Source organism: Amycolatopsis sp. BJA-103 (genome assembly GCF_002849735.1).
Taxonomy (GTDB): domain Bacteria; phylum Actinomycetota; class Actinomycetes; order Mycobacteriales; family Pseudonocardiaceae; genus Amycolatopsis.
Genome location: NZ_CP017780.1, coordinates 829168 through 846305, shown reverse-complemented (window position 1 = coordinate 846305; position 17138 = coordinate 829168). Strand labels below are relative to the sequence as shown.

16 protein-coding genes and 1 pseudogene are annotated in these 17138 nt (G+C 69.6%); 5 read left to right on the top strand and 12 right to left on the bottom strand.

The features are described 5' to 3' along the window. Positions 1–15 precede the first annotated feature (15 nt). Entirely contained in the window at positions 16–1437 is a 1422-nt protein-coding gene (locus tag BKN51_RS03890) for an amino acid permease (RefSeq protein ID WP_101606308.1), read from the top strand. Here the strand turns inward: BKN51_RS03890 and BKN51_RS03885 are convergent. The 7 genes from BKN51_RS03885 to thyX all read right to left on the bottom strand — a co-directional run bounded on the left by BKN51_RS03885 (position 1367) and on the right by thyX (position 9810). Continuing rightward, on the bottom strand, positions 1367–2941 hold the full coding sequence (locus BKN51_RS03885; protein ID WP_101606307.1) for a VWA domain-containing protein: 1575 nt from the start codon (positions 2939–2941) through the stop codon (positions 1367–1369). The two genes, BKN51_RS03890 and BKN51_RS03885, sit on opposite strands and share 71 nt — an antisense overlap. Positions 2942–3174: 233 nt before the next feature. Next, positions 3175–4011 carry a pentapeptide repeat-containing protein gene (locus tag BKN51_RS03880; protein ID WP_233224243.1) on the bottom strand — a complete coding sequence of 279 codons (837 nt, stop codon included), beginning with the start codon at positions 4009–4011 and terminating at the stop codon, positions 3175–3177. A gap of 250 nt (positions 4012–4261) precedes the next feature. Then, positions 4262–5950 (bottom strand): ribonuclease J, encoded by a 1689-nt coding sequence (locus tag BKN51_RS03875; RefSeq protein WP_369862488.1) that lies wholly within the window; start codon positions 5948–5950, stop codon positions 4262–4264. Positions 5951–5955: 5 nt separating this feature from the next. Next, positions 5956–6969 carry a 4-hydroxy-tetrahydrodipicolinate synthase gene (gene dapA, locus BKN51_RS03870; protein WP_101606305.1) on the bottom strand — a complete coding sequence of 338 codons (1014 nt, stop codon included), beginning with the start codon at positions 6967–6969 and terminating at the stop codon, positions 5956–5958. A 111-nt stretch (positions 6970–7080) separates the two neighbouring features. Further along, positions 7081–8583, bottom strand: coding sequence for a serine/threonine-protein kinase (locus BKN51_RS03865; protein WP_101606304.1), 1503 nt, complete (start codon positions 8581–8583; stop codon positions 7081–7083). An 82-nt stretch (positions 8584–8665) separates the two neighbouring features. Beyond that, positions 8666–9058: an ACT domain-containing protein gene (locus BKN51_RS03860; protein ID WP_101606303.1), complete on the bottom strand. Its 393-nt coding sequence runs from the start codon at positions 9056–9058 to the stop codon at positions 8666–8668. Further along, positions 9058–9810 (bottom strand): FAD-dependent thymidylate synthase, encoded by a 753-nt coding sequence (thyX, locus tag BKN51_RS03855; protein WP_005156312.1) that lies wholly within the window; start codon positions 9808–9810, stop codon positions 9058–9060. Before thyX ends, BKN51_RS03860 begins: the two co-directional genes overlap by 1 nt. Before the next feature lie 132 nt (positions 9811–9942). Between thyX and BKN51_RS03850 the strand changes: the two genes are divergently transcribed. Then, positions 9943–10467, top strand: coding sequence for a toxin-antitoxin system HicB family antitoxin (locus tag BKN51_RS03850; RefSeq protein WP_101606302.1), 525 nt, complete (start codon positions 9943–9945; stop codon positions 10465–10467). Positions 10468–10478: 11 nt separating this feature from the next. Then, positions 10479–11393, top strand: coding sequence for a DUF4097 family beta strand repeat-containing protein (locus BKN51_RS03845; RefSeq protein WP_101606301.1), 915 nt, complete (start codon positions 10479–10481; stop codon positions 11391–11393). A gap of 172 nt (positions 11394–11565) precedes the next feature. Here BKN51_RS03845 and BKN51_RS03840 read toward each other — a convergent pair whose 3' ends face one another. Next, entirely contained in the window at positions 11566–12786 is a 1221-nt protein-coding gene (locus BKN51_RS03840; protein WP_101606300.1) for a winged helix-turn-helix domain-containing protein, read from the bottom strand. Positions 12787–12843: 57 nt separating this feature from the next. On the opposite strand from BKN51_RS03840, the gene BKN51_RS03835 reads away from it, so the two are divergent. Continuing rightward, positions 12844–13404 carry a GNAT family N-acetyltransferase gene (locus BKN51_RS03835; protein ID WP_233224242.1) on the top strand — a complete coding sequence of 187 codons (561 nt, stop codon included), beginning with the start codon at positions 12844–12846 and terminating at the stop codon, positions 13402–13404. 66 nt (positions 13405–13470) lie between these two features. Here the strand turns inward: BKN51_RS03835 and BKN51_RS44090 are convergent. Beyond that, positions 13471–13704 (bottom strand): annotated as a pseudogene (locus BKN51_RS44090) (GtrA family protein); the annotation flags it as partial. A 323-nt stretch (positions 13705–14027) separates the two neighbouring features. Between BKN51_RS44090 and BKN51_RS03825 the strand changes: the two are divergent. Further along, positions 14028–14549, top strand: a complete 522-nt coding sequence (locus BKN51_RS03825; protein WP_101606298.1) for a YqaA family protein — start codon at positions 14028–14030, stop codon at positions 14547–14549. 19 nt (positions 14550–14568) lie between these two features. Here BKN51_RS03825 and BKN51_RS03820 read toward each other — a convergent pair whose 3' ends face one another. Genes BKN51_RS03820 through BKN51_RS03810 form a run of 3 tightly spaced genes read right to left on the bottom strand, consistent with a single transcriptional unit; the run spans position 14569 to position 17122 of the window. Continuing rightward, entirely contained in the window at positions 14569–15018 is a 450-nt protein-coding gene (locus tag BKN51_RS03820; protein WP_101606297.1) for a tetratricopeptide repeat protein, read from the bottom strand. Next, positions 15015–15761 (bottom strand): 4-hydroxy-tetrahydrodipicolinate reductase, encoded by a 747-nt coding sequence (dapB, locus tag BKN51_RS03815; RefSeq protein ID WP_101606296.1) that lies wholly within the window; start codon positions 15759–15761, stop codon positions 15015–15017. The genes BKN51_RS03820 and dapB overlap by 4 nt, the downstream gene beginning before the upstream one ends. Further along, entirely contained in the window at positions 15758–17122 is a 1365-nt protein-coding gene (locus BKN51_RS03810) for a M16 family metallopeptidase (protein ID WP_101606295.1), read from the bottom strand. Before BKN51_RS03810 ends, dapB begins: the two co-directional genes overlap by 4 nt. Positions 17123–17138 lie beyond the last annotated feature (16 nt).

Here is a 17138-nt window from a genome sequence, read left to right as displayed (position 1 = left end):
AGGAGGCAACAGCGAATGGGCGCCGAACCCACCCCGGAACGGACGACCGAGCGGGCGGGCCTGCGCCCGGACCTGCGGCAACGCCACGTCCGGATGATCGCGCTGGGCGGCATCATCGGCGCCAGCCTGTTCATCGGCAGCGGCGCGGTCATCCACACCGTCGGCCCGGCTGCCGTCCTCTCCTACGCCATCGGCGGCCTGATCGTCGTGCTGGTGATGCGGATGCTCGGCGAGATGGCGACGGCCGCGCCGTCGCAGGGCTCCTTCATGGAATACGCGCGGACCTCGCTCGGCGGCTGGGCGGGTTTCACCGTCGGCTGGCTGTACTGGTACTTCTGGGTCGGCGTGGTCGCGTTCGAGGCCGTCGCCGGGGCGAAGATCCTCCAGACGTGGATTCCCGTTGTGCCGCAGTGGATCTTCTCGCTCGTGCTGATGCTGCTGCTGACCGCGACCAACCTCGCCTCGGCCCGGTCGTTCGGGGAGACGGAGTTCTGGCTCGCGTCGGTCAAGATCGCCACGATCGTGGTGTTCCTCGTGGTGGGCATCCTGTTCGTGCTCGGCGCCTGGCCCGGTGGCTCGTTCTCGGTCGGCACCATCGCGCAGGACGGTTTCCTGGCCAACGGCCCGTTCTCGGTGGTGCACGGCGTGGTGATCGTGATCTTCTCCTACTTCGGCGCGGAGATCGTCACCATCGCCGCCGCCGAGTCACGGGAGCCCGAAACGGCCGTGCGCAAGGCGACCTCGTCGATCGTCTGGCGGGTCATCGTGTTCTACGTCGGTTCGGTGACGCTGCTGGTGATGATCACCGGCTGGCGCGACATCCCGACCACGACGAGCCCCTTCGCCGCCGCGTTCGGCCGGTTCGGCATCCCCGCGGCCGAGACGATCGTCAGCGCGGTGGTGCTCACGGCCGTGCTGTCCGTGCTGAATTCCGGGCTGTACACCGCTTCCCGCATGCTGTTCGCGTTGCACGGCAACGGCTGGGCGCCGAGATGGATCGCCGACACGAACCGGCGTGGCGTGCCGTGGAAGGCCATCCTGGTGTCCACTTCGGTCGGTTACGTCGCCGTGGTGATGAACTTCGTGTCACCGGACAAGATCTTCTACTTCATCATCAACTCCGCGGGCGCCGTCGCGTTGTTCGTCTACGCGATCATCGCCGGCTCCCAGCTCCGGATGCGGCGCCGCCTGGAGACCGAGGCACCGGAACGGCTGAAGCTGCGCATGTGGGGCTACCCATGGCTCAGCTGGCTGACCCTCGCCGGGACGCTGGCCGTGGTCGCGTCGATGCTGTTCGTGGACTCGGACACCCGCGCCCAGCTGTATCTGAGCCTGCTCAGCCTGGCGGTGATCCTCGGCGTCTACTTCATCCAGCGCCGGCGATCCGGCCGAGAGCCCCGTAAAACACCTCCCCGATCTTCGCGGGATCCCGGCTGAGGAAGGCCTGCCCACCGGCGGGCGCGACGAGCTGCCGGAGTTCGGTCTCGTCGGCGTCCGGGCCGATCCCGATGGCGATCAACGGCACCGGGCGATTCCGGTCGCGCAGCTTTCCCAGCTCGGTCAGCAGGTTCTCGCGGCTGATGCCACCGGGATCGGTGTTGCGGCCGTCGGTCATCACGATGACCAGGTTCAGCTTCTCCGGCTCCCATTCCTTGTGCGCCAGCCGATAGACGTCGAGGACACTGTCGTAGAGCCCGGTCTGCCCGTCGGGGACGGCGCGGACCGCGCGCAACCTGTCGACCGCGGTCAGCTGCCGCCCGACCGGCGCCATCGGCAGGATCTCCCGGTAGTCGCGCTCACCGTCCACTTTGGTCGCGAAGGCCAGGAAACGGACCTGTGAGGTGGATTTGAACAGGTGCAGGGCGTTCTCCGCCGCTTCCAGCGTGATCTGGAGCCGGGACTTGCCGGTTCCCGGGACCGGCGCGCTCATCGAACCCGAGACGTCGATGAGCACCTGCACCCGGGCGCTCGCGTTCACGCCCGCCCACTGGCTGAGCGCTTTGTCGACCTCGGCGACGGCCGGGATCTCGGCACTGCGCTGCCCCTGCGCAGAAACGCGCTGATCGGTTTCGGTCAGCCGCAACGCCTGCCCGCCCGGGGCGCGGAGACCGGACCGCGTGCTCGTCGCGGCACCGTTGAGCAGCGCCCGCTTCAGCTCCGCGACCGCCTTGCCCTGCTGCGGAGTCGCGCCCGCGATCTCGACGAACGGGTAGTCGAGTGACGGCGACGCGGGTGAGTACGCGGCCACCAGGGCGGCCTCGCCGTCGGAAAGCTCGGCGTTGTGCCGCAGCACCGCGTTCTCCGACGCGGGGAACACCGTCAGCGAAGCGGATGTCGCGTCGAAGGTGTTGGCGGCGAACTTCCGGAGCAAAGCCACGTACGCGCCGGCGGGATCCGAGGCACTCTTCGTGACGTCGCGGAGCGCCTGCAGCGCGGAGACGCCGACGGGGTCGCGCGCGGGATCCGGCATTCCGGCGACGATTCCGGCGCTGCCGAGGACGTCCGGCCAGGTCAGCGTCTTGCGCGGCCAGCCGAGCCCGCTCGCGACGGGTTCCGCGACCGCGAGCACCACCGGCGAACTGGCCACCGACGGCCCCGAGAGAGGGACACCGTTGGCGCGTCGGAGAAACAGCGTCGAGGACGGGATCCAGGCTTGAGGCTTCGGCGCGGTCCCGGACAGCTCCTCCGCCATCTGGAGGGATTCCCGGGGCTGGACGTCGAAAGCGACACAGGCGAGTGCGAGGTCACGGGCGGTCTCGGTGACGGCGGGGGCGATGTCGGGCGACGCGGCGACGACCACCCGCGCGGGCTCGCAGCCGGGGTCGGATCGCGCCATGGCCACCGCCACCCAGGTGGCCGCGCCGAGCACGGCCGCCAGCGCGAGCGCCAGTAGCGGGAGCAGCATCCGTCTTCGGGTCCGGGCGGTGGTGTGGCGTCCCATCGACTCTCCCGGTCTGGGGCTCCAAGGGCGTCCGAGGGTACGCCGACCCCACCCCTAGGGGAAGGCTGCGACCTGCGGCGTAGGCGAACCCTACCGAGGCGGGAGGCGCCCGGGGTCGGGTCACGGAACACTTGCCACGTAAGGAAAACACTCGAAACCGGGGGAATCCGTGATGAACCGGCCCACTCGTGCGGAACAGCGCAAAGCCCGCAACGCCCTGTTCGGTCAGGCGATCACGATCGCCTTCGCTCTGCTGATGACGGTGGCCGCCGGTCGGTCTTCATCGGGATGAGCCGCGCGTGGGCGACCGGCGAGTTCGCCCACGGGTGCCAAGGTGACGGCCATGAGTGAGCGGCGTCGGGCTGCTCCACCCGCGCGTCGGTGAAGTCGGCATCCTGGTCGAACGCGGCACCGGCGAACGTGGTCGTCCCGCCGAACATCGCGGCGATGAAGGTCGTATACCGAGGGAAAGCCGCGCCGCTGAAGTCGGTGTCGCCGGTGAAGCACGCCCTGTCGAAGTTGACGAAAGGCGAGAACCGGGCCCCGCGGAAGTCCCCGCGGACGATCAGGCTGTCCTGGAGATCGGCACGCACGAGGAAAGTGTCCGCGAAGTCGGGTTCGACGAGGACCGCGTCCTGCAGCTCCAGCTCTTCGACCTCCCAGAACTCGGAGGGCCGGGCCTCCCCCGAAGGCCACCTGAAGTGCCGGGTGAGGAGCCTCTGCGCGGCGAGCCGGACTTCGAGCTCTTCCTCGTCTTCGACCGGGTACTCGAAGGGCTTGCACAAGTAAGCGCAGGTCAGCCCGACGACGTCGTCTCTGGAGTCGGGCTCTTCGCGCCCGTAGCGCTCCAGTGCAGCGAAGCATTCGAGGCGCTCTGCGGCGTCCTCGCTGTCCATCATCTCGACGAAGCGTTCCCAGCGGTCCCGACGGAGCCCCTCGGCCACCTGCTCGGGCCGCAGCCGCCGGTCGCGGCGAGCGCCCTCGATGAACATCCGCCCCAGATAGACCGCGCCCACTCCGAGCGCGACACCCGCCAGCGCCCCTATGACGTGCACCCCCACCATCACCATGCGGCGATTATGCGCGAGAAGGCCCCGGTACTCGACTGAGTAAGGGGAAGGCGCAGGTGACAGCCGGTCCGTCACAACGCTGGCGTGTGAAGGCTCCTTCCACAAGTACATGAAGGCCCCCTTCCTTGCGCCTAACGCAAGGAAGGGGGCCTTCATGTACTTCAGGTGGGAAAGGGGCGCCGGAAAGCGTGGGTCCGGTTGGTCGTGAGTGGCGATTCGGGTTCTAACCCGAATCGCCACTCACGACCCGCTAGACGGGGATGACCGTCGGCACGATCATCGGACGGCGCCGGTAGGTGTCGGCGACCCAGCGGCCGACGACGCGGCGCACGGCCTGCGCGATGCGGTGCGTGTCGGTGATGCCCTCGGCCTCGGTCCTGGCGAGTTCCATCTCCACCATCGGGAGCACGGCGTCGAGTGCCTTGGGGTCGTCGGAGAACCCGCGCCCGGACACCGTCGGCTTGGTGACCGCGCGGCCGGTGCTGGTGTCGACGGCGACCGTGATGGCGATGAAGCCGCCCTCGCCGAGCACGAGCCTGTCGGACAGGGTCGACTCGCCGACGTCGCCGACCGAGAGGCCGTCGACGTACACGTGCCCGACCTCGACCCGGCCGGTGCGCGAAGCCTTGCCATCGACGAGGTCGACCACGACGCCGTCCTCGGCGATGACCACGTTCTCCGGCGCGACACCGGTGCGCACGGCCAGTTCACCGTTGGCACGCAGGTGCTTCCACTCGCCGTGCACCGGCATGACGTTGCTGGGGCGCACCGCGTTGTACAGGTACAGCAGCTCGCCCGCCGACGCGTGGCCGGACACGTGCACCTTGGCGTTGCCCTGGTGCACGACGTTCGCGCCGAGCCGGGTGAGGCCGTTGACGACGCCGAAGACGGCCGTCTCGTTACCGGGGATCATCGAGCTGGCGAGCACGACGGTGTCACCCGCGCGGATCGAGATCTGCCGGTGCTCGCCGCGCGCCATCCGCGAAAGCGCCGACAGCGGCTCGCCCTGCGAACCGGTCGACACGAACAGCACCTTGCTCTCGGGCAGGTCACTGGCCTGGTCGAGGTTGACCAGCAGGCCGTCGGGCACGTTCAGCAGGCCGAGGTCGGCGGCGATGCCCATGTTCCGGACCATCGACCGGCCGACGAAGGCGACCCGGCGGCCGTGCCGCACGGCGGCGTCGAGCACCTGCTGGACGCGGTGCACGTGACTCGCGAAGCAGGCGACGATGACGCGCTGGCCGACCTTGCGGACGACGTCGTCGAGCACCGGGCCGATGTCGCGTTCCGGCATGACGAACCCGGGTACCTCGGCGTTGGTCGAGTCGACGCAGAACAGGTCCACGCCCTCGTCGCCGAGCCGGGAGAACCCGGCGAGGTCGGTCAGCCTGCCGTCGAGCGGAAGCTGGTCGAGCTTGATGTCACCGGTGTGCAGCACGACCCCCGCGGGCGTGCGGATGGCCACCGCGAGCGCGTCCGGGATCGAGTGGTTGACCGCGAAGAACTCGAGGTCGAAGGCGCCGACCGTGCGGCGCTCCCCCTCGCGGACCTCGATCAGGTTCGGCCGCTGGCGGTGCTCCTTGGCCTTGGCCGCGAGCAGCGCGTTCGTGAACCGCGAACCGTAGATCTTCAGGTCGGGGAACAGCCGCAGGAGGAACGGGACGGCGCCGATGTGGTCCTCGTGCCCGTGGGTGAGGACGAGGCCGTCGATGTCCTCGAGGCGGTCTTCGATCGCGCGGAAGTCGGGCAGGATCAGGTCGACGCCGGGCTGGTCGTCTTCGGGGAAGAGGACTCCGCAGTCGACGATCAGCAGACGGCCGCCGAATTCGAAGACGGTCATGTTGCGGCCGACTTCGCCGATCCCGCCGAGCGCCACGACGCGCAAGGCGCCTTCGGGCAGCGCGGGCGGCGGGGTGGTCGGTCCGGGTCCGGTTGACAATGAACTCACCGAGGCATGGTCCCTACGCTGGTATGTGAGGTCGGCGCCGTGTAGGCCGCCGCTGAATCTGCTTGTGCCACCCGAGCACCATGCCAGTCACTGGCGGCGCTTTCACCGAGCGGCACGCCACCCTGGGCGAGATCGGCTGAAATCGCCTGGAGCTGCTCGTCGCTCGCGGCCACGATGGGCAGCCGCGGGTCTCCGATGTCGAAACCGCGAAGTCGCAGGGCGGCCTTCGAGAACGCGACACCGCCGACCCGGGACATCGCCCGCAGAACGGGCAGCATGCCGCGGTGGTTGGTGCGCGCGGTGGAGGTGTCGCCGGATTCGTAGGCGTCCATCATGCCGCGGATCCGGCCGGCCACGACGTGCCCGATCACGCTGACCACGCCCGCGCCGCCGACGGCGACCCACGGCAGGTTGAGGCCGTCGTCGCCGGAGTAGTAGGCGAGCTGCGAGTTCGCGATGACCTCGGAGCCGGCGATCAGATCGCCCTTGGCGTCCTTGACCGCGAGGATGCGCGGATGCTCGGCGAGCCGCAGCAGCGTGTCGACCTCGATGGGGACGATCGAGCGCGGCGGGATGTCGTAGAGCATCACGGGCAGGCCGGAGGCGTCGGCGACCGTGGTGAAGTGCGCGTAGAGCCCGGCCTGGCTGGGCCGCGAGTAGTACGGGGTGACGACGAGGATGCCGTGGGCGCCCGCCGCTTCGGCCTGCTTCGCCTGCTCGACGCTGTGCGCGGTGTTGTTCGTGCCCGCCCCGGCGACGATCGTCGCGCGATCACCGACGGCTTCGACGACGGCACGGACCAGTTCGGCCTTTTCGGCGTCCGTCGTGGTCGGGCTTTCGCCGGTCGTGCCGTTCACGACAAGACCGTCGTTGCCCAGATCCACGAGGTGTTCGGCCAGCTCCTGCGCCCGCTTCAGGTCCAGCGCGCCGTCGGCGTCGAAGGGGGTGGCCATCGCGGTGAGCACGCGCCCGAACGGTCTTCCCGGCGCTGCGGTGGGTGGAGTGGACATGGTGTGAAGGTACCTCCTGCGCCCGCCGAACCCCTTGCCGACGTGGTCGTTCCCTACGAATGCGGGAGATTTTCCGTGGTTGGGGCGAACTCGGCGCAAACTCTCTGTGACCTATTTGACCTTGGTCTTGATCGGCGACGGGATCTGGCTGCCGTCGGCCTTGGCGAGCAGGCAAAAGAACCCGCGGGAGTAGTTCCGATTCTCCTCGGTGGGCGGACGGAGCCATTCGGCCTCGGTCGGCACGACGGGGCGCCAGATCAGCGCTGACCGCTGCGCCGCCGGGACGGCGTTCGAGTTGAAGGTCGCCGAACACAGCGCTTCGGCGATCCGGCTGACGGCTTCGGCACCGGGATACGTGGCTTCCTGCGCGTCGTCGTCCGAAGAGGACTCGACGTCGAGCAGGCTGCCCTTGGCGAAGACCTCCAGCAGGTGGTCCTTGTCACAGCTGATGTTGTCGGCCAGGTTGATGCCGTCTTTGAGCGGCACGTTGTAGCAGTCGCCCAAGGACGAGTCGAGTTTGACCTGGCCGTTGATGCCGTAGGTCAAAGTGGGCTGCGCCTGCTTGCTCACCTCGGGCGCGACCATCCAGCGGCCGAGGAAGATCCCGCCGACCAGCGCGCCGATCACGGCGACCGCGGCCAGGCTGAGCCACAGCGGCCGGAGGTTGCGCTTCGCCGGGGCGGGCGCGAGCCGGGTCATCGGCTGGCCGGGATGCAGCATCGCCGTGCCGCCCGAGGGCGGGGTCGGCTGGGCCTGCACGCCCTGCGCGGCCGAGAGCAGGCTGCCCACCTGGTCGTACGACATCCGCGCTTCGGGTTTGGTGACCAGCAGGCCGAGGATCGCGGCGGCCAGCGGGCCCTGGACCCTGGTCAGGTACGGCGCCTCGGTCATGATCGCGTGCAGGGTGGCCGCGGTGGTCGACCGTTCGAACGCGACGATGCCCTCGGCGGCGAAGAACAGCGTCGTGCCCAGCGACCAGAGGTCGGATTCGGGCATCGCGTCGCGGCCTTCGACCCGTTCCGGCGCCATGAACGCGGGTGAGCCGACGATCATGCCGCTGGTGGTCAGGCGCGGGTCGTCGGCGGCGTGGGCGATGCCGAAGTCGGTGAGCTTCACCCGGCCGTCCGGCGCGACCATGATGTTCGCGGGTTTGACGTCGCGGTGCACGATCCCGGCGGCGTGCGCAGCCCGCAGCGCGGACAGCACCCGCTCGCCCACCAGCGCGACCTGCTGGGCGGGCAGGGGCCCGCGCTCGCGGACCAGATCGGCCAGCGTCGGCGCCTCGACCAGCTCCATCACGATGTACGTGGCGCTGTTCTCGGTGACGACGTCGAACACGGTGACCACGGCCGGGTCGTTGAGACGCCCGGCGGAGCGGACCTCGCGCAGCATCCGCTCCGTGAGCACCGAGGCGTCCTCGGGAGCGTTCGGGAACTTCAGCTCCTTGATCGCCACCTGGCGGCCGATCACCTGGTCCTGAGCGCGCCAGACGATCCCCATCCCGCCGCGGCCGAGCTCGCCCAGCAGGGCGTATCGGCCGGCGACGATCCGCGCGCCGGCGGCCTGATACGTCTGCTGGGGCGGCCCGTACGGACGGGTCTGTTCGTCGGTCAAGGTTCGGTGCTCCTTCGGTTCGCGCAGGATGCTAACTCGGACCCGTTCGCGCCCCGAAAGGTTCCTTCTCCCCGCTTCTGGATCAGACCGTGACCTCGTGCCCGGATTCCCGGAGGGCCTTCACCGCTCGTTCCAGCTCGGGGGCCCGGACCAGCACGTGGTCGGTGTCGAATGTGGAGATCGAGAACAGCGCCACCCCGGCGGCGGCCAGTTCGCTCGACAGCGCCGCGATGATGCCGGTCAGCGTGAAGGCCAGCGGCCCGCGGACCGACAGGAGCCGCCAGGCGTCCTCGACCGTGGCCCCGGCGGGCGCGAGGCCCGCCGGGCAGATCACCGACAGCTCCTCCGGCGTCCGTGTGATGGAGATCAGCACGGGCTCGCCGGGGTCGAGCAGATTCGCCGGAATCGGCGCGTCCGGGGCGAGGCGGGCGACCGCGTACTCACCGGGCCGGACGTCGATCGCGAGTCGTCGCATCAGCCCTCGAGAACCTTCGGGCTGGACGCGACCTCGGTGCCGTCGGGCAGCGCGGAGATGGTGAAGTCCGCGAACACGTTGCCCGAGGCCTTCTGCAGCTCACGCAGGCAGTCGATGGCCAGGGCGCGGATCTCGACATCGGCGTGCTCGGTGGCGCGCATCGCGATGAAGTGACGCCAGGCGCGGTAGTTGCCGGTGACCACGATGCGGGTCTCGGTCGCGTTCGGCAGCACGGCGCGGGCGGCCTGGCGGGCCTGCTTGCGGCGCAGGGTCGCGCTCGGCACGTCGGCGAACTTCTCCTCCAGCCCGGCGAGCAGCTCGGTGTAGGCGTCGACGGCGGCCTGCGAGGCGGCGAGGAACTTCGCGTGCAGCTCCGGGTCCTGCGCGATGACGTCGGGCTCGACGAACGCGGCGTCGCGCTCCGGGACGTAGCGCTGCGAGAGCTGCGAGTACGAGAAGTGACGGTGACGGATGAGCTCGTGCGTCAACGACCGGGAGATGCCGGTGATGTAGAAGCTGACGGACCCGTGCTCCAGCACCGACAGGTGGCCGACGTCGATGATGTGCTCGAGGTACCCGGCGTTGGTGGCCGTCTTCGGGTTCGGTTTCTTCCAGGACTGGTAGCAGGCCCGGCCCGCGAATTCGGCCAGCGCCTCACCACCGTCGGCGTCGGTCGACCACGGTACGTCCGACGGCGGGAAGAACTCCGTCTTCGCGATCAGTTGAACCTTGGGTGACACGGTCTCGGCCACGTTCGCACTCCCTTTCGACCCCTGCTCCACGACTCCGGCAGCGTAACCGCAGCCCTCTCTGACACCCCGGCGACATCACGGTGACACCATCGACTCCTTGACTGACATCAGAAGTGACGTCATAGTGGTGTCATGGATCTGACGCCGTACATCACAAGCCTTCGCGAGGACCTCGCGAACACGGCTTCGGCCGGCGACGAGCAGACGCGGCGCGCTGCCGCGCTGCTGTCGTCGGCACTGGAGCCCGCCGCCCGGTTGACCATCATGAACGCCCTGGCCGATCTGGCCGCCGAAGTGACCTCGGCGCTGCCGGGGCACGTCGTCGACGTCCGGCTCGACGGCCGCGACGTGCGCGTCGTCGTCACCGGCTCCGGCGAGAGCGCCGAGCAGTCCGCGCCCCGCCACGAGGCGCCGCGGGAGACCCCGCGCGCCCCCAAGGTCGACACGGGCGACATCACCCGGATCACGCTACGCCTGTTCGAGCAGGTCAAAGGCCAGGCAGAAGCCGCGGCCGCCTCTCAGGGCGTTTCGCTGAACACGTTCGTTTCGCAGGCCGTCCAGGGGGCGCTGGGCAAGAGCGGAAGCGAGCACTGGCAGTACAAGCAGAAGCCGGGCGGCGGTGCCGGTTCGCACCTGCACGGCTGGGTCCAGGGCTGAGGGGGACGGAAATGACCGAGGAAAACATTCCCGCCGGTGAAGAGACCGTGCGCGTCGAAGAGTTCGAGGCCGAGGGCCCGATCGAGATCGACGTGAGCGTGGCCATCGGCCGGGTGACCATCGAGCTGACTGCCGAGAGCGGTGTCCACGCCGAGGTCCGCCGTGACGGCGGCGAGCAGCAGCCGTGGGTGGACGGGATGACGAGCCTGCTCAGCTGGGTCGGGGAACGCTTCGGCGACCAGCTCGGCGCCGACCCTCGGACATCGGTGGGTGACGCACTGGCGCAGACGCGGATCGAGAAGGTCGGCAACCGGCTGGTCGTCCAGGCTCCGAAGGCCTGGCAGCTCAAGAACGTCCCGCTCGCCGTGACCGTCCGGGCACCCGCCGGTTCGCATCTGGAAGTGCGGGCCGGGGCGGCCGACGTCACGGTGACCGGTTCCGCCGGACGGGCCGACATCCTGACCGGCTCCGGCGACGTCGGCCTGGAGCGCGCCGACGGTTCGGCGATCGTCCGCACCGGCACCGGCGCCATCAAGCTCGGGCCGACCCTGTCCGGTCTGCAACTGCGCACCGGCAGCGGCTCCGTCGAAGCGTCGTCGGTGAGCGGTTCGGCCACGGTCGCGACCGGCACCGGCAATGTCTGGCTCGGCGAGGTCGCGGGCGAGGTCCTGGCGCGCACCGGCAGCGGCGACCTCTCGGTGGCGGACGCCGCCTCCGGATCGCTGGAGCTGACCACCGGCTCGGGCGAGGTCCGGGTCGGGATCCGCGGCGGTGTCGCCGCCGAGATCGACCTGTCTTCGACGACGGGGTCGGTGTCGAGCGAGCTGGATGTCGCGGAGAGCGCGCCTTCGGAAGGTGACGTCGTGCTGAAGGTTCGGGCGCGGACCGGTACCGGCGACGCGGTGGTGACCAGCGCGGCCAGGTGAGGCCGCGGACTGCAGGGGGATCGGGGGACCTTTGCTCTCACTTTTCCACGGGGGTGGGAGCAAAGGTCCCTTGCTCGTTTCTGGGTCACCCGAGTGCTATGAAAGGCCCGTTACTTGCAAATTTTGCAAGTAACGGGCCTTTCATAGCACTTACGTGAGGGAGAAGCGGTCCTCAGCGCACGAGGCGCGAGAGCACGGGAGCGAGGTCGCCCCGCTCCCCCACCACGACCCCGTCCAGCCCCTGCCATTCCGCCATCAGCCGCAGTTCCCCGGCCAGTTCGCTCGCGACTCGCGCGACGTCCACCCCGGGCTCCGCGAAGGCGCCCTGGACGCGAAGCACTCCGGCGGCCCGATCGCATTTGAGGTCCACGCGACCGACGAGTTCGCCGTCGAGAAGGAACGGGAACACGTAGTACCCGTAGATCCGCTTCGGCTCGGGGACGTAGATCTCGATGCGGTAGAAGAAGTCGAAGATGCGCTCGGTCCGGGCGCGTTCCCAGATCAGCGGGTCGAACGGCGACAGCAGCGCGCGGCCGGTGACCGTGCGAGGCGCCTTCGCCGCGACGTGCCGGTACGCCGGCGCGGGCCAGCCGTCCACGGTCACCGGTTCCAGCACGCCCGCGTCGACCAGTTCGGCCACCGCCCGCTTGCTGACGTCGGGGCCGAGGCGGTAGTAGTCCCGCAGGTCCGGTTCGGTGCCGATGCCCAGCGCGACGGCCGCGCGGGTGATCAGCTCGCGGGCGCCTTCCTCCGGGCTCACCCGCAGCGACAGGATCTCCGGCGGCACGACGCGTTCGGTCAGGTCGTACAGCCGCTCGAACGACTTCCGGGTGCCGGTGGTCAGCTGTCCCATGCCGAAAAGCCACTCGCAGGCCTTCTTGACCTCCGACCGCTCCCACCACGAGCCGGGCTTGTAACCGCCCGACCCGCTCTCCAGCGCGCGCTCGATGCCGCCCGCGCCGATCGGCCCCTGTTCCTTGACCACGGCGAGGATGTCGTCCACCAGCTGCGGCGTCTGCTCCAGCACCCGCGCGTAGTTCGTCCACCAGCCCATGCGCTTGGCCCCGGACCGCAGGAGCGGCCAGTCCGCCACCGGCAGCAGACTCGCCTCGTGCGCCCAGGATTCGACCAGCATCCGGGGCTTGCGGGCGGAATGCGACCAGGCCGCGTCGTCCACCAGCGAAGGTTCGTACGCGCCGAGCCGGGAGAAGATCGGCATGTAGTGCGCGCGGACCGCGACGTTCACCGAATCCAGCTGCAGCAACTGGGTTCGCGACAACACGCGCTGCAGATGCCGTCTGCTCACCGCGCCACTGGGACGCGCGTCGGCGAACCCTTGCGCGGCCAGGGCGATCCGGCGCGCGACCGGCCCGCTGATGGTCGTAGTGCTCATCTCCCGCATGGTGCCATCCGCCACCGACAGTTTCCGGCGACCTACTAAGTTCTCCCCATGGCCGCCGCCGAAGTCCGCCCAGCAATCGTTTCCGACGCCCCCGAGATCGCCCGCATCCAACGCGACACCTGGCGAAGCGCGTACACGGAACTCCTCGGCGAAGCGGCCGTCGCCGAGCTCGATGTCGTGGAACTCGAGAAGACCTGGGCCGAGACGATCGAGTACCCGGGAACGCGCGTCTTCCTCGCCACCGAAGGCGAGTTCACCGTCGGCTTCTGTGTCGCGGGCCGGGCGCCGGAGAGCGAAGTGGCCGCCGCCGACGGATCGCTGCCCGACGACGCCTCGACGACGGCGCTCGTCGCCTCGCTGCTGGTCGAACCGCGCTGGGGACGGCGCGGGCACGCGGGCCGGCTGCTGGCGAACGCGTCAGCCTGGCTACGAGAGGACGGCGCCACGCGCGGGATCAGCTGGGTCGCCCAGACCGATCACGCGTCACTGGGCTTCTTCCGCCGCGCGGGCTGGTCCCCCGACGGAACCGTCCGCATCCTCGACACCGGAAGCACGAACGTGCGCGAAGTCCGGCTCACCGGCACCCTCGCCCTCGAGCTCACTCCCTGACTTCGCGAACACGACCCAGCGCATCACCGAGTACATGAAGACGCCTTCGCAGGCCCCGGCGATCAGCCGCGACAGGCGGTAGTCGACGCCTAACGCGGCCAGTCCCGCGCCGACGCCGAGCAGGAACGCCAGGTAGTTGACGACGATCGCGACGACGTACAGCGCCGCCTGCTTTCCGACAGGCGCGTGCGAGCGGAAGTTCATGCTGCGGTTCAGCACGAAGCTCAGCCCGAACGCCGTCGCGTACGCGAGCGTGATCGCCAGCCACACCGGCAGGCCGAGCCAGCCGCGCAGCAGCACGAGCAGAAGCAGGTCGACCCCGAAGGTGAACCCGTTGATGAGCGCGAAACCGAGGAAACTCGGCGCCACCAGCCGGGAAAGCCCGAAGGGGAGGCGCCGGACCACGGCCGCGCAGAAGTCGGCGAAGCGATCCGCGAAACCCTTGCCGCGGACCGCGTCGTGCACGTCGGCCACGCACCCAGGATGGCAGCGCCAGGTGACCGCGAGCCGACGGTCAGGTGATCTTCTGGTGCGCACCCGAAGCCGGTAACGGGGGCTGGCCCCAGTGCGACCCGTATTTCAGCTGATAACTTGGAGAAGACGAAGATAACGGGGAGGCAACGATGGTGGGCTGGTTGCTCCTGTCGTTCGGCGTCGCCTTCGGTTCCGCGATCCTTCCCATCGTCAGCATCGAGATGTTCCTCATCGGCCTGTGCGCGAGCGAGCCGACGCTGCCGTGGCTGCTGCTCGGCGCCGTCGTCGCGGCCGGCCAGGTCGGCGGGAAGACGCTCTACTACCTCGCCGCGAAGGGCACGATCAAGCTGCCGAAACCCCTGCACGACCGGCTGCACCGGGAGCGGCCGCCCACCCCGCGCCGGGAAAGATGGCGAGCGCGCACCAAGAAGATGCGCGCCCGGCTCGACGCCCTTCGCGAGCGCTGTCACCGGCATCCGCACTGGATGGCGGGCACCTACGGGGTGAGCTCGGTCGTCGGGCTGCCGCCGTACATGGCCACGAGCGTGCTCGCGGGACTGGTGAAGATGCCGCTGGCGAGCTTCCTGGCCACGGGTTTCCTGGGCCGTTGGCTGCGGTTCAGCCTGCTGGCCGCCTCCCCCGCCCTGTTCGCGGGATGGTTCCACTACTGAACCGCCCGCAAGTAGTCCTCTAGTTGCGGGAGGTCGCTTCCAGCTCGACGGCGCGCCGCATCGTGGCGCGGGCCCGTTTCCGGTCCCCGGCGATCTCGTACGCGTAAGCCAGCCGGTACCAGACGCGCCAGTTCTCCTGATCCGCCTCGACCTCGGCCCGGCGCTCGTCGAACCAGGCGTCCGCGGCGTCGCGATCCACCCGGCCCGAAGGCCGCCGGGGCAGATCGGACACGTCGGGCAGGCCGCCTTCTTCGTCCAGCCGCCGCGAAAGCCGCTGGATCTGGACGCCGGAACGCCAGGTGGTCACGATGATCCAGATCCCGAGCAGCGGCAGCAGCAGGACACCGATGCCGAAGATCACCGGCACCGTCTCGCCGGTGCCCAGCAGCGCGATCCCGCGGCCTGCCAGCAGCACGACGTAGATCGCGAGCGCCGCCGTCATCACCAGCGCGAAATTGCGGGCCCTCACAGGTCGAGGATGTTCTCGAGACCGACCGTCAGGCCGGGCCGCGTGAGCACCGAGCGCACGCCGAGCAGCACCCCCGGCATGAACGACGTGCGGTGCAGCGAGTCGTGCCGGATGGTGAGGGTCTCCCCCTCGCCGCCGAACAGGATCTCCTCGTGCGCCACCAGGCCGGGCAGCCGGACGGAGTGCACGCGGACGTTCTCGACGAGCGCGCCGCGGGCACCGTCCACTTCGGACGTCGTCGCGTCTTCGCCCGGTTCGAGCCCGGCTTCCGCGCGGGCCTCGCCGATCAGCCGGGCGGTGTGCGCGGCGGTGCCGGACGGCGCGTCGGCCTTGCGGTTGTGGTGCAGTTCGATGACTTCGGCCGAGTTGTAGAAGCGCGCCGCCTGCTGGGCGAAGCGCATCGCCAGCACCGCGCCGAGGGCGAAGTTCGGCGCGATGAGGACGCCGAGCGACGGGTCGGCGGCGAGCCAGGAGCCCAGCTTCTCCAGCCGTTCCCCGCTGAAGCCGGTGGTGCCGACGACCGCGTGGATCCCGTTGCCGGTCAGGAACTCCAGGTTGTCCATCACCGCGTCGGGATGGGTGAAGTCGACGACGACCTGTGCCTGTTTGAGCACCGAGAGGTCGTCACCGGCGTCGAGCGCGGCGACGAGTTCCATGTCGTCGGCGCCCTTGACGGCGTTGACCACTTCCTGGCCCATCCGGCCGCGTGCGCCCAGCACGCCGACGCGAATTCCAGCGGTCATGATGCGATCACCTCGTGCAGATCGTCCGGAAGGTCGTCGGCGTGAGCGTACGGCCCGACCACCGCCGCCGCCGACACGCCACCAGGGCGGTGCAGCAGAGTGCGAGCGAGCGCACAGACCTCTTCGGTGGTGACGGCGTCGATCCGCGCCACCGTGTCGTCGACGCCGAGATACCGGCCGTAGTTCAGTTCGTTCTTGCCGATCCGCGACATCCGCGACGAGGTGTCCTCCAAGCCGAGCACGAGCCCGCCCCGCAACTGCCCCTTCGCACGCGCGACCTCGGCTTCGCTCAGCCCGTCCTTGCCGACGAGTTCGAGCACCTCGCGGATCACTCCGGCGACCTCGCCGAGCTTCTCCGGCTGACAGCCCGCGTACACGGCCATGTGCCCGGCGTCGGCGTAGCTCGCGACGGACGAGTACACCTGGTACGCCAGCCCGCGCTTCTCGCGGACCTCCTGGAACAGGCGCGAACTCATCCCGCCGCCGAGCGCGGCGTTGAGCACCGACTGCGCGAACCGCCGTTCGTCGTGGCGCGGCAGCGACCGCAGGCCGAGCATCACGTGCGCCTGCTCGGTGTCGTCGGTGTGCAGCGCGAGTTTCGGCGCCAGCACGATCCGTGCCCGCCCGGTGCGCGGCGGCACCGGTGTCGCCGTTCCGGTCAGCCGGTTCCGCAAAGCCTTGCGCACCAAACGAAGCACTTGGCCGTGCTCGATGTTCCCGGCGACCGCGAGCACCATCCGCGGCAGCGTGTAGCGGCGCCGGTAGAACCCGCGCAACGCCGACGCGGACATCTCGATGATGGACTTCTCGCTGCCCAGCACCGGACGGCCCAGCGCGTGATCGCCCAGGATCGCGCCGACGAACGTCTCGTGCAGCAGGTCTTCGGGGTCGTCGTCGCGCATCGAGATCTCTTCGAGCACGACACTGCGCTCGGTCTCGACGTCCTTGTCCGTGCACAGCGCCTCGAACACGACGTCGGTGACGAGGTCCATCGCGAGCGGCAGGTCCTCGTCGAGCACCTGCGCGTAGTAGCAGGTGTGTTCCTTCGCGGTGAACGCGTTGAACTCCCCGCCGACCGCGTCGATCTCCTCGGCGATCTGGGTGGCGTCACGGTTCGTGGTGCCCTTGAACAGCAGGTGTTCGAGGTAGTGCGCCGCGCCCTCGACCGACGACGGCTCGTCCCGCGATCCGACGCCGACCCACAGCCCGACCGTCACCGACCGGGAGGCGGGAACGTGCTCGGTGATGACCCGGAGGCCACCCGCCAGCACGCTGCGCTTGACCACCGCGCCGTCCGAAGTGGACTCGAGGGTGCGGGTGCTGCCGACGGGCTGTTCGTGCCCGGAAACCTGACGAGCCAACGGATCCCTTACTCAC